Origin of the sequence: Streptomyces phaeoluteigriseus (genome assembly GCF_001896135.2) — a bacterium.
GTDB lineage: Bacteria > Actinomycetota > Actinomycetes > Streptomycetales > Streptomycetaceae > Streptomyces > Streptomyces phaeoluteigriseus.
Genome location: NZ_MPOH02000020.1, coordinates 35,145 through 48,027 on the forward strand (window position 1 = coordinate 35,145; position 12,883 = coordinate 48,027).

The following is a 12,883-nucleotide window of genomic DNA, read 5'->3' on the forward strand; positions in this document are numbered from 1 at the left end:
ACCGGTCAGCCGGCCATACCTCGCTCGTCCGGCCTCCGAAGAGCCTCCAGCTCGGCGGCGATCGAACGCAGAGTCGCGTTCAGAGCGAGTCGCTCCTCCTCGGCTGCCCCGACTTTACGGCCCTCCGCCTCGTACCGGGTCCGGAACGCCGTCCACGCCTCGTAGGCCCGAGCGGTCAGGGTGTCGAGCGCCCCTGCTCGTGCCAGTAGTTCCCGGGCGTCGAGCGTGCGTTTACCTTCGGTCGCCACCCAGGCGTTGAACTCCGAGTACTGCGTCAGAACCTCTCCGACGAGGCTCACGGAGGCGTTACCCAGGAATTCGCTGGACAGCATCGAGACGACCAGGTTGTGCACCCATACCTGGGTGGGCTGTCGCAGTTCCGCCGGAGGGTCCCATGCGGGTCCCTCGCCCAGCCACTCCCAGCCTTCGGGGAAGCTCATGCCTTTCGCCTCTTTCCTATCCTCGTGACCTGATCATCCGTGTTTTCTGATGAGCCATCCTGTCGCGTCCTTGGTGCTGTCGATGGATATATCGGTCACCCCTCCGGCACGCAGAACCTTCGCGCAGTACGTCACGCAGCTGTTCGTCGTCAGGTTGTAGGTCTTGAGGTTGGCCCCCATCGTGACCTCCTGGTAGGCCCTGGCCAAGTTGGCCCGCGGCAGTGGAATACGGACCGCGATGGTGGTTGGGCTGTGCCCCTCTGTCCTGACAGCACCCGTCGTCGTGTCACCGGTGATGACCTGCTCGGTGTGCAGAGGCTGCTCACCTGGCACGTCGATCTTGATCGTCGCGTGCTTCTCGACGGGGTCGAGGTACACCGTCGCCTCGCCCGGCACGTCGCCGCCGGGCAGATCGGCGTCGTCGCAGTTGTGCACCAGCAGCGGCGTGCTACCCGCCAGCACGTAGTAGGCGTGGATTCCGGTGATCGTCAGGTCGTGCGTGCGTTGCCGCTTGTCGAAGTGACGATTGGCGGCGACTTCGACCGTGTCACCAGACGGCGTGTACAGCGTCATGCCGGGCTTGAGATCGCCGGCCATGATCCACGCCTGCTCGGACTCCACCCAGAAGGGGTGCGTGGTCGTAGCGACCAGTGCCTGCTGCTTGCCCGACGCGCTCTTCACCGTGAGGTCGGAGAAGTGTTTGTCGTCCTCGGTGACGATCGTGCCGGCGACCTCGCGGACCGTGGCCTTGCCGCTCTGCGTGTCGGTCGTGACGACCTTGTCGCCGAGCGCGACCTTTTCGATGGGCTTGGTGCTTCCGTCCGCAAGCAGGACCTTCGTGCCGGGCAGGAAGCTATGGCACTTGGTCTTCCGCTTCTTGAGTGCCTCGGCCGCCTTCTTCTTGGCGGCCTTCAACTTGTCCCCGGCCTTGGCCAGCCCGGCCTGGGCCTTGCCGACCGCCTTGTTGGCCTTCCACAGGTCCTTGGCTCCGCCGATCAGGTCGCCGACCAGCCCCGTGACCTTCTTGGCGAGCTTGACTCCCTTGGCCCAGTTCCATGGTGCGCCGTACTTGGCGAGGATCTTGCCCGCCAGACCGCCCGCGAAGCTGCCCGCGATGTTGAGGAGCGTCTCGCCGCAGGCACCGACGTCACCGGTAGAGATGCAGTCCAGGGCTGCGTCGACACCGAGGATGTCCCGAACGATCTTGACCAGAGCCTTGCCCGCGGACTTGATGCGCTGCTTGGCCGCGGATTGCTGCCCTTGCGCCTGCGTGACGTTCCAGGACGCCTTGTCCTTTTCGGACTCCGCCTTGTCCACGTCCGTCTTCGGGAAGTACGGCTGGCCACCGCGGCACTCGATCAGACCCTCCCGGCACTCCGGGATGATCATGCCGCTGGGGTCGGCGTGCGTGACCGGTGAGTTGTTGGCGTACGCGTAGCCGTTGATCTGCTGCGGCTGGGTGTAATCGATGATCGGGTCGACCGAGATGAACTTGCCGATCGTCGAGTCGTACTCCCGTGCGCCAAGGTGCGTCAGGCCGGTGGAGGCATCGATCGTGCCTCCGACGTAACCCCTCTCTCCGGGCCATACCCCGGTCTTCTCGCCACGGTCGACGCCGAAGGGGTCGAAGCGGCGCTGGCTGATCACGCCGGTCGCGGCGTCGATCGCCACCTCGCCCGTGCCGTGGTGATCGGAGGCGACGAAGGACAGCTTGCCCACCGTGCGCACGGCGACCGCCTGGCCGGCGTACTCGTAGTAGCGAGTGGCCTCCTGCTTGGTGCCGTCGGCCGACAGGTTCAGCTCGGTGCCCGGCAGGTAGACCGTCGTTCCCGACGGGGCCTTGCGTACCAAGCGGTTGCCGGAGCCGTCGTATAGGTAGCTGGTCTTCGAGCCGTTCGCCTCGGTGGCCTCGCTCAGCTTGCCCTGGTCGGTCCAGAGCAGGGACTGGGCGTCGCCGCCGATCGTGCGCTTGGTGGTGTTGCCCGCGTCGTCGTACTCGTACGTCGACTGCCGGTCACCGGTCGGGGTCTTCTCGACGATCTTGGTGACCTGGTGCGGCCCGTCGCCCAGCGTGCCCGCGGTGCCGTACTCGTAGCTGCGGGTGATGTTCTTCGCGGCGTCGAGCCCGGTGTCGTGGACGGTCTCCGAGACGCGGTTGCCGATGGCGTCGGTCTCGTAGGACTTCCAGTACGGGGCTGGGCCGCCGAGGGCGCTCGTGCCGGCGGCGGAGTCACAGGCCGTCGGGCCGGACCCCTCGACCGGGATGGCGGAGCCTCGCGTGCCCATACCTGCCGCGCTCGTCGCGGTGGCCGTCGGCGTCCAGGCGTCCTTCAGCCGCTGACGGTCGTCGTAGGCGAAGCACTGAACGTCCGGCGAGGCGGAGTTCGCGGTGTCCGCGATGGACAGGACGTTGCCGGCCTGGTCATAGGAGTACCGGGAGTCCTTGGCCGGAGCAGTCGCTCCGTAGACGTCGACCACCGAGCGGGTCAGCCGGTCGGTGCCCTTCTCGTAGTCGAAGGTCTGCCAGACCTTCCTGCCGCTGCCGGTACTCAGCTCCAGCTGCTGTACCAGGCTCTTACCGGAATAGACGGTGTTGGTGACATACGGGGTGGTGCCCGTCATCGTCATCGGACGCTGAAGGCCGTCGTACGTGTAGGTCAGCACCTCGGCCGGCAGGTCGCCGACGGCCGGCATGCCCGTGGTTTGGAGCGTTCCGTCTCTGTTGTAGGTGGCCGTGTAGACGTAGGTGCCGGCCAGGGAGCCCTGTGATGCGGGGACCTGGTAGGCGGTCTTCAACGGGCGGTAGAACTCGTCCATCGACTGGATGGCCGTGGCGAAATACTCGGTCGGGGAGGTGTAGTTGAGGAAACCGTAGGCTTGGCCCAGCCAACCCGCCTTGTCGTACCTCGTCTCGGTGAGCTTGGTGCCGGTGTTGGCGTCGCCCTGCCACGTGGTCTGGACGCGGCCCAGGTTGTCGTAGACGGTGGAGGTCTTCTTGTTCCGGGCGTCGTACGTGGCGACCGGGCGGTCCAGCTCGTCGTAGTCCACGCGCGAGGTGCCCGCGTCGGGATCGATCGACTTGGTCTGCCGTCCCAGCTGGTCGTACTCGTACCGCCACACGTTGCCCTTGGCGTCCGTGACGGTCTCCAGCTGACCTGCAACGGTATATGTGTACTTCGTCGAGTCGTACGGCACACCCGCGGCCGGCGCGGCGCCGCGGTAGTGGCGGATCTCGGAGACGTTGCCCTGTCCGTCGGTGACCGTCGTGGTGGGTACACCGCCGGTCGGCGGGTCGACGTGGGTCAGCTCCCCCTCGTACCTGGTTGTGGTCCGCCACTGCTCGCCACCGCCGACAGCGAGGATCTGCGCGGTGGCCCGGCCCAGGCCGTCGTACTCCATCAGGCTCTGCTGGCCGACCTGGCCGTTGGCGACGAGCAGCAGCTCGTCGGCGGCGGCGCCGGCCGCGTTGTAGGTGGTGTTGGTCTTCTTGACGTTGCCCGTGCCGTCGTACCAGGTGTCGGCGACCATGCGGGTGCCGTCCGGGCCTTCGGTCTGGATCTGGCGGGGCCTGAGGAAGGCGTCGTAGAGCTGGTATTCGGTGCCGTAGCTGCCGTCGTTCTCGATCTTCTCGGTCTTGATCGAGGTGACCTTGTCCTTGCGGACGTTGTAGGAGTACTTGATGCTCGGCGTCTGGGTCGACACCCGGTCCGGCAGCCACACCGACGTCAGCCGACCCATGGCGTCGTAGGCCAGGTCCGTCCGCTTGCCGTTCGGGTCCGTCTGCCCCTTCGACATGCCCCAGGCGGGGGCGTAGTCGGTGGTGGTGACGTGACCGGCCGCGTTCGTGACGACCGTCTTCGTCAGCAGGCCGTTGGTCTCGGTGTAGGCGGTCTTCGTCTCCTGCGTCGTCCCCTGCTGCTTGGCGTCCTTCTGGGACAGCGGGCGGCCGAAGGCGTCGTAGGTCGTGGTGCCGGTGACCTGGTACGTCGCCGTGGTGCCGTTGTGCGACGTCATCCGTTCGGTCTTGGTGGCGTCACCCTTGGTGGGTGCCGCGCCGAAGGCGAGATTGTCGTACGAGGTGCGCTCGTCGGCCAGGACCTGCGTCTTGCGGTCGGGCGTCGTCGCGCACTTCACGGACACCGACTCGCTTCGCGCGGGCAGCGCGAGCAGGTTCTTCGCCGTGTTGTCCGCGTACGTGGTGCGGGTGCAGGTGTCGTCCCTGGTGACGGAGACGTCACCCTGGTCGTCGACCGTCAGCACCCGGCCGGTGCCGTTCGAGGTGTCGTACGTCGTGGTGGACTTCGTCTCCAGCCAGGTGCCGTCGGACTGGAGGTTGAAGCCGCGGCCGGTCTGGGAGCGCACGATCACCGCGCGGGTGGTGCCCCAGCTCTGGGTCTGCGTCGCGCTGTAGTGCTTCCACGGGGTCTGGATGGACTTGGAGATCAGCTTGGCGCCGTCGTAGGTGGCGACCTCCAGTTGGTGGCCCGTGAACTCCTCGTCGTCGGTGTACGACGTACCCGTGGAGTCCTTCACCGTCACCGAACGCGCGTTGCCCGCCGCGTCCTTGTCGCCGTTCATGCCCTGCATGAAGGTGTAGTCGACGCGGGTCTTCTGCACGTCGGCCGTGCCGCTGGTGACCTTGACCTTGCCGTAGCCCTGCCAGCCGCCCCAGGTCAGGTACTTGGCGTCGGTGATGCCGTCCGGCTTCGCCTTACGCCAGGCCGCGTCGCCCTGGTAGTCGTAGCGGGTGACCATGCCGTCGCTGCCGCCGGTGCGGTCGGTCTCGATGACCGCCGACACGACGTACTTGTGGAACCAGTCCGTGATCGGGTCGACATAGCCCGGCGGAGCCCACTTCACCGGGTAGCAGCGCTTGGTCGACTCGCCCGGCGTCGGCAGTGTGGCCTTGGTGCAGTCGGTCGGCGCGTAGTTGACGTCGAGCTGGGCACCGGTCTCGCTGAGGACCATCGAGAGGCGGAAGCGGTGGAACGGCGCGATGTTGTCGCCGATCGCGTCGACACGGTTGGCGAGCTGCTCGCCGAACAGGTCCACGGAGGGCAGCTTGATCGCCGTACCGGCGCGGCCCTCGTGCTCGATCTTCGACAGCCACAGCGTCTTGGAGTCGTCACCGTTGTCGGTGAACAGGTGCGTCAGGCTCCAGGCGTCCACGTCCTGGTAGGTCGTGGCATCCTTGCGCATCTGCGTGACGACCGAGGTCAGCCGCTTCGTGGTGAAGAACGTCTGCACCGGCGAGGTGCACTTCGTGCTCGCCTTGCACTCCTGGTCGACCGGGACGTCGGGCCAGTGAGCGGCGTTCGCCTTGGTGCGCTTGCTCTCGGCGCAGTCGAAGTCGGCGGTGGGCAGGCAGCGTTCGGCCGTGTTGAACACGATCCGGGCCGGCGCCTTGGCCGCGTAGACCTGGCCGTCGCGCTGGCCGTAGTCGATGCGCTTGAGGTAGCCGCCGCGGTGGTACGCGGTGCCGTTGACGTCCGTCTTCGCGTTGAGCGCGTAGTGGTTGGTCTCGCGGTCGTAGAAGTAGGACATCACGTTGCCGTGGCTGTCCTTGACGTAGTCCAGGCTCCAGCGCCAGGCCTGCTGGCAGTGGGCGCTGGTGAACGTGGCGTTGTAGCAGGGCTCGCCGGAGTCGTCGCCGAAGACCGGCGCGGTCCAGGTGGAGTTGGTCTCCTCGTTGCCCGTGGCCCAGCCCGGAAGGCGGTTCTGACCGAAGTAGTACTCGGTGCCGTCCGAGGTGGTGATGCGCCAGTACTCACCGTCGTTGTCGCCGTTGGTGGCACCGGTCAGCTTCTCGACCTTGCTGCCGTCGTCGGACGACATGTGCCACTTGCCGGTGGTGTCGTCCTTGACCAGCTCGCCGGCGGAGCCGTTGAGCATGACCGTGGCGTTCTCGAACGCCCAGCACTGCTCACCGGAGTTGGCGTGGCCGTCCTCGGAGCACGGCTTGTAGCGGCGCTCGATGTAGCCGGGGTCGTAGGAGAAGCCCTCGCCGATCCAGGAACCCTGGTTGTTCGTCGCCGAGGTACGGCCGTCCGCCGACTGGGACGAGTAGCCGAGGCCGACGGTCGGCGTGAGGCCGCCCGGCGTGGGCACCGAACGGAAGGGATAGTTCCAGTTGAACGAGCCGGAGGAGGTGGCGACGCTCCAGCTCGACGACGGCGCGAGGGCCGTGGCCTTGTAGGTGCCCTGGGCGCTGGACGGGCCCGCCGCGACGGCCACGAGGGAGGTCGCGGTCCCCGCCATCGTGGACACGCCCTCGGCCGGGGCCGGAGCGGCGGTCACGTCGGCGGAGACGGTGCCCGTCTTCGGATCGTTGACCGTCGGCAGCACCTTGGGCTGCTCCGGGCACGCCTTGCTGCCCGGCACGGCCACCGTGGCACAGGAAGGAAGCTGGACGAGCTGGAGACGCGAGGCGTAGGAGCCGCCGAAGCCCTCGGCGAACTCCGAGTAGTCCACGGTCAGGCGGACCTTGGCCGCCTTGTCCGCGCCGTCGGCACGCTCCACGCCCAGCAGCACACCGGCACCGAGCTGCGCGGCCCGCTTGGGGTCGAGGACGTCGACGCGGACCTTGCCCGCCGCCGTCGCCGCCTTGGCCTTCGCCTTGGCGACCTTGACCGGCAGCCCGCCGGCCTCGGTCGCGGCGGTCGCGCCGACGGCTATCTCGGCGCCGCCCTGCTTCGGCCACACCGCCTTGTCTAGGCCCTTGACGGCGGCCTTGCGCGCCGGGTCGGAGGGGCGCTTCTTCGTTTTGGCGTCGGATCCCTTGGCGGGATCCCCGTCGTCCTGGACGCCGGGGCGGCTGGTGCGGCCCCGGTCCCCGTCGTCGAGCACCACAGCCTGGACCGATGAGGCGGACAGCGCGAGGGAGAGCCCCATCACTGTCGCGACCAGCGTCTGTCTGGGCATGCGGCGGCTCAGTGAGCGGCCACGGAAAAACATCTGCCAACTTCCTGATCGTAGGGAACGGCGAAGAAAAAGGGCACAGGACAGGTGTGCCGGGCCTTGGGGGGCCCGGCACTCCTCACTGGTGACCGTCCGTCACATGTCGGTCACGGCCGTCAGCGCGGCCATCTGCTGCACCGCGACCGGGTCGGCCGCGCCGCTGTACACGCGGACCTCGTCGATGGCTCCGGCGAAGTACTCGCTCGCCCCGCGCAGCGAACGGCCCACCTGGAGACCACCGGTGGCGGACCACAGGGTGCTGTCCGTGCCGTAGGCGCCGCCGACGAGCTGGCCCTCGACGTACAGGCGGATCGAGTTGGCGAAGGCGTCGTACACGACCGCCAGGTGCTGACCGGAACCACCGGTGTCGGGCAGTTCCTGGTCGTCGGTGAAGGTGACGACCGAGGGGGCGGCCACGTCGGTCTTCGCCACGGCCAGCTCCCACTGGCCGGTGGCCGCCTGGTAGCGGACCTGGACACGGTTGGCGTTGGTGCCCGGCAGGGACAGGACCGTCTGCGACTTCTCCGGGTCCAGCGAGGTGAGCTGGGCGCGGGCGGTCACGGTGAAGCTGCTGTTGCCGGTGACCGGGGCGGTGGCAGTGGACGCGTAGTCACCGTCGCCGTCCAGGACGAGGTTGCCGTCGCCGACCAGGGCGGCCGTGTCGAACAGCGGGTCGGCCGGGCGATAGATGGAGGCGTTGCCCGCGAGGGTCAGCGCCTGGCCGCCGCCGGTCTCGGCCACCGAGCCGTTGGTGGCCTGGTCCAGCTGCCAGTAGCCCTTGCGCTCCGGCTTGATGGTCATCAGCTCGGCGACCTGGGCCGCCGGCAGGAGACGGTCGAAGACACGGATCTCGGCGAGGTCACCGACGAAGTTGTCGCGGTAGCCGCTCTTGGCCGTCGAGCGGCCGATCTGCAGCGGGCCGTACGACTTCCAGACGGAGCGCCGGGTGGCCGAACCCTTCAGGTCCTTGTTGATGTAGAGCTGGAGCTGAGGACCGCCGGTCTTCTGCGCGTCGTACACGCCGGTCAGCAGGACCCACTGGTCCTTGACCACGGAGATGCCGGTGGAGACGGCCTTCCACTCGCCGAGGGAGTCCACGTCGTTGACCGGGACGGAGAACTTCCAGGTCTTCGCGGTGGCGTCGTAACCCAGGGTGAAGCCGGGCTCGCCGGTGCCGTCCTGGCTGACGACCGTCATGTCCTTGTCCAGGGCGGTGGGCCGCACCCAGGCACTGACGCTGAAGCTCTTGGCGGTGTCCAGCACGGTCTCACTGGCGTCGAGGTAGGACTCGGCGCTGCCGTCGAAACGGGCCGCCTTGTCGACCTTGCCGCCGGGGCCGTCCGCGCCGAAGGTGACGGCGGTACCGGCGGTCGCCGAGAACTCGCCGCTCTCGTCGTGCGCCTCGGTGTCACCGGCCTGGTCGGCCAGGTTCCACTGGGCCACGACCGGCCTGCCCTCGCTCACCAGGAAGTCGTACGGCGTGCTGCTGGCGTGGGCCGCCTTGTCGATGGCGACCACCTCCAGCACCTGGCGCCCGGAACGGGTCGGCAGCCACTGGACGGAGACCGAACCGCCCGGTGAGGCCGGGGTGAGGGTGGTCATCGCCGCGCCATTGAAGGAGTACTGGTACTTGACGACGTCGTTGTCCGCGATGGCGTCGTTCGGGTTCGGCGAGAAGGTGAAGGTGCCGTAGGTGCCCACGCCGTCGTGGTAGACGGTGTTGGACGGGTACTGCTTGGACAGCACGAGAGGCTTGCCCGGCCAGGTCTTGTCGTAGGTGAACTCGCAGCGCTGCGGGGTGTCGCCCTCCGAGCTCCACGGGCCGTAGCCGTCACCGTCGTAGGCCCGCGCGCTCCAGTAGATGGGGGTGTTCTGCGGGATCGACGACTTCACGGTGTGCACGAACTTGGTGCCGGCCGTCGGGGAGAGCCAGTCCGGCGTGGTGTACGTGTACGAGCCGGGAGTGGTTCCGTTCCACTCCACCTTGAACTGGACCTTCACCTTGTCGGTCTGGCCGTTGCCGTGGTCCGGGTCGCTCGCGATGGCCTGGAGCTTCGGCGGCACGTCGGTGGTGGCACGGCCCGTGCCCCACTTGCACACCCCGCCCGGGTCCGTGGACATGTCCGAGATCTTGATCTGCCGGGGCAGGTTGTTGTACTTGATCGACAGGTACGCGTTGCCGCAGATCCGCTTCCACTCCGCGAAGCGGGACTCGTCGCCGCGCGCAGGCCCAGCGTCATCGCGTTCCAGCCGCCCGCGGCGGCCGTCTTGATCTCGCTGGTCAGCTCGCCGGTCGCACTGCTCTCGAAGTGCAGGTTGGCCTGGCTGGAGCAGGAGGTCGGGGAGATCGCCTTGTCGACGGTCTGGAGGTAGTCGTCCCAGTCGTCCGAGGTGTTGGACCAGTTGCTGGACGAGGTGAGTCCGTAGTTCGCGCCGCCGATCCGGTAGAGCTGGATGGGCTCGGCGGTCGGGGAGGCGCTGTAGATGTGCTCGACGCGGGCGGAGAAGGTCGCGCCGAGGATCTGCTTCCCCTTGTAGAAGGAGAGCGGCATCGTGAACATCACGCGCCGGGAGCCGACGCCGTTGCAGGAGACCGGGTTGTAGTCGGTCGGGCACTTGCCGACACCCGCGCTGCCCGAGTACTTCCAGTCCTGCTCGCCCGGGATGCCGGACATGACGCCGGTCCAGGCGGTGCGCGAGGTGGTGCGCTGGATCGGGTCGATGACGACGGGGAAGACGGTGTCCTCGCCCTTGAGGAGCTTCTGGTCGGGGACGAGGCTCAGCTTGTCCTTGCCGACCTCGACGCCCAGCGGGGCCACCCGGCCACCGCCGCCGGGACCTTCGAGGGCGGGCTCGGGAGCCGCCTCCGGTCCGGGAGTGGCTGTGCCCGTGTCGGCCGCGCCCGCCGTCGCCGACTTCAACGCCTTCGCGACCGCCTTCGGGCCCTGCTTGCGCGCGGCGGTCTCCTCGACCGCGGCCGAGTCCCACATGGTGGCTTGCCGGCCTGGAAGACGGTGCCGCCGACGACGGCGTCCTGCGCGAGGATCGCTCCGGTGGCGTCCTCGGCGACCTTCAGTCCGTCGGTGGTCATGCCGAGGTCGAGCCGGGCCAGCCGGGAATCGGCCGCGGCCTCGGGCGTCTTGACGACGATCAGATGGCCGAAGCCGTCCGCCTCCGCCCGCACCGTCAGGTCGACGCCGGGCAGGACCTCGGCGTAGGTGGCGGTGTCGCCGTCGACGCTGGGCGCGGGCAGCTTGCCGTACGGCCAGGTCAGGGCGATCTCGCGGCCCGCGCGCCGCATCGTGACGAAGGGCTTGCCGGCCTGTCCGGCGGAGAAGGCCAGGTCGACGGTGGCGGCCTTCGGCCCCCAGGTGCCGTCGGCGCGCTTGACGAGCGCCGGGTCGACGGAGACCCACTTGCCGCCCTGGACGGTGCGGACGGGCTCGGTGTACTCGCGGGCGGTGAAGGTGCCGTCGGGCTCGGCGAAGATCTCCCTGCGCTCGGTGCGCAGTCCGATCACCTCGGCCCGCTTGCCGCTGTCCTTCGCGGAGGCCATGGCCTGCTGCTCGGTGACCAGCGGCTGGTCGGCCGCGACCGGGGCGGGGCCCTGGTCCGGTCCGCCGCCGTTCGGGAGCGCCGCGGCACCGGCCACCACGGCGCCGGTGACGGCTGCCGCGACGGCGGCGCGCAGCACGGGGCCGCGCCGTATCGGTCTGGGTCTGTCTGCGGACACGCGTCCACTCTCCCGTCGGTTCATGTCTGTCTGGGAAGTCGAGGAGCCGGAGGCACCGGGCCGTCACCCCGAAGGGGATGCCCTGCCTTCGATAGCCGTGCCTGCGCGGCTCTTGAGGGTGAGGTGGTGGCGCGGCGGCCGGCCGTTTCCGGGGCCGGCGGCCACCGCGCGGGCGCCGTCAGCGGACGGTCACGCCGAAGGCCACACCGGTCGCCGGGAGGCCGCCCTCGCCGGGCTTGATCGTCACCGTCGGCGCGCCACCGGAGGCCACGTTCCACGGGAAGCCGTGGACTCCGCGGGCCTCCGCGGGGCCGTAGGGCATGCCGACGTACAGCAGCGAGGGGGTGGCTGCCAGGGAGAGGCCCGCGAGCTGGCGCGGGGCGGGGACGCCCGGCACGCCGTAGCCGGGGTCGATCCACTGGTCGGAGGCGCCGGGCGCGCCGACCAGCGGGACGATGTGGACGCCGCCCTTCTCCGCGTGCTCCTCGGACGACTCCTCGCCCGGCACGCCGATGGCGAGGCGGGTGGTGGTGGCCGTGGAGGTGGCGTTCGGGGAGGTGTTGACGGCGGCGAGCCGCTTGCCGAAGAAGTCGCCGGCCTCGGACTCCTGGTCCACGTCGGCGGAGTTCTGGTCGATCCAGGCGGTCTCGGTGAAGGTGCCGTTGGCGGCGAGCCTGAACACCTGGACGGCGCCCGCGTCGACGGTGGTCGACAGGTCCTCGCCGGGCACGCCGACCGCGAGCAGCGACTCGGTGGTGGAGGTGGCGCCGGACGCCCGGTACGGCACCATGGCGAGCGCGGCACCGAACTGGTCGTCCACCTCGGGGGCGCCGCCGATCACGTCCTGGTCCTGGCCGAGGCCGCCGAGCGGCTTCGGGGAGTTGGAGGTGAGCGCGTGGCTGAAGAAGCCGACGCCGCCGGCGAAGGGAACGGTGCCGAGGGCCTCGCCGGGGGTGCCGACCGCGAAGTGGGTGGGGGTCGCGGCGAGGGTGCTGCCGAAGCGGTCGTCCCGCTCGGCCGTGCCGGAGACGGCGCCCGCGGTCTCGGTGTCCTGGTGGACGAAGGCGACGGTCTGCGCGGTGCCGCCGACGTAGTAGAAGCCGCCCGCGTCCTCGACGGTGCCGACGGACTCGCCGGGGTTGCCGATCAGCAGGTACGGCGCGCCGGCGGAGGTCTTGCCCGCGGCGAGCGAGTAGCCGACCCAGTCGTCGGTCTCGGTGCCGCCGCCCAGGGGCTTGTCGGTGCCCTGGTAGAACTCCTTCACCGGCTTGCTGCCGGCGTTCAGCCCGCTCGTCGAGCCGTGGAGGAGCTGCACGACCCCGGCGTCGGGCACGGTGCCCATGTCCTCGTACGGCGTGCCGACCGCGAGGTCGCTGCATCCGTCGAGGTCGGCGTCGTAGACGGCCAGCGCGTAGCCGTACTGGTCGTTGGCCTCGGGTGCGCCGGGAACGTTGTCAGGCGCCTGCGAGAAGGTCAGGGTCCCCTTGCCGCCGCCGTAGACGACATGGATCTCACCGGCCTTGGTGACCCCGCCGACGGTCGCCTCCGGGTCGGCGATCACCGTGTCGCGGACGCCGTCCCCGTTGAAGTCCGAGTCGACCCCGGACGGACAGGCGACCGCCGCGACGGCCGGCGTGCCACCGGCCCCGAGCCCCCAGGCCAGCAGCGTCCCTGTCACCACTGCGGCAGCACTGTGCCGCCATGTTCTGCCCACGGTAAACACAGCTCTGCCCCCGCAGATGAAGAGTTTCTG

At 69.2% G+C, this 12,883-nt stretch carries 6 protein-coding genes; all 6 read right to left on the reverse strand.

Annotated elements, in window-relative coordinates:
- Positions 1-5: 5 nt before the first annotated feature.
- Positions 6-440, reverse strand: a complete 435-nt coding sequence (locus BM536_RS34640; RefSeq protein ID WP_073491612.1) for a hypothetical protein — start codon at positions 438-440, stop codon at positions 6-8.
- Positions 441-473: 33 nt separating this feature from the next.
- Positions 474-7,361: a polymorphic toxin-type HINT domain-containing protein gene (locus BM536_RS34645; RefSeq protein ID WP_245873936.1), complete on the reverse strand. Its 6,888-nt coding sequence runs from the start codon at positions 7,359-7,361 to the stop codon at positions 474-476.
- A 132-nt stretch (positions 7,362-7,493) separates the two neighbouring features.
- Positions 7,494-8,999: a LamG domain-containing protein gene (locus BM536_RS34650; protein WP_245873951.1), complete on the reverse strand. Its 1,506-nt coding sequence runs from the start codon at positions 8,997-8,999 to the stop codon at positions 7,494-7,496.
- 395 nt (positions 9,000-9,394) lie between these two features.
- Positions 9,395-10,387, reverse strand: coding sequence for a hypothetical protein (locus BM536_RS43480; protein ID WP_245873937.1), 993 nt, complete (start codon positions 10,385-10,387; stop codon positions 9,395-9,397).
- Positions 10,315-11,130, reverse strand: a complete 816-nt coding sequence (locus BM536_RS34655; protein WP_143651047.1) for a hypothetical protein — start codon at positions 11,128-11,130, stop codon at positions 10,315-10,317. Before BM536_RS34655 ends, BM536_RS43480 begins: the two co-directional genes overlap by 73 nt.
- Before the next feature lie 178 nt (positions 11,131-11,308).
- Positions 11,309-12,811, reverse strand: a complete 1,503-nt coding sequence (locus BM536_RS34660; RefSeq protein ID WP_245873938.1) for an FG-GAP repeat domain-containing protein — start codon at positions 12,809-12,811, stop codon at positions 11,309-11,311.
- Positions 12,812-12,883 lie beyond the last annotated feature (72 nt).

Excerpts from the sequence above, each read along its gene's own strand:
- BM536_RS43480 (WP_245873937.1), bottom strand. The coding sequence starts at position 10,387 with ATGTGGGACTCGGCCGCGGTCGAGGAGACCGCCGCGCGCAAGCAGGGC.
- BM536_RS34645 (WP_245873936.1), bottom strand. The coding sequence starts at position 7,361 with ATGCCCAGACAGACGCTGGTCGCGACAGTGATGGGGCTCTCCCTCGCG.
- BM536_RS34650 (WP_245873951.1), bottom strand. The coding sequence starts at position 8,999 with ATGACCACCCTCACCCCGGCCTCACCGGGCGGTTCGGTCTCCGTCCAG.
- BM536_RS34640 (WP_073491612.1), bottom strand. The coding sequence starts at position 440 with ATGAGCTTCCCCGAAGGCTGGGAGTGGCTGGGCGAGGGACCCGCATGG.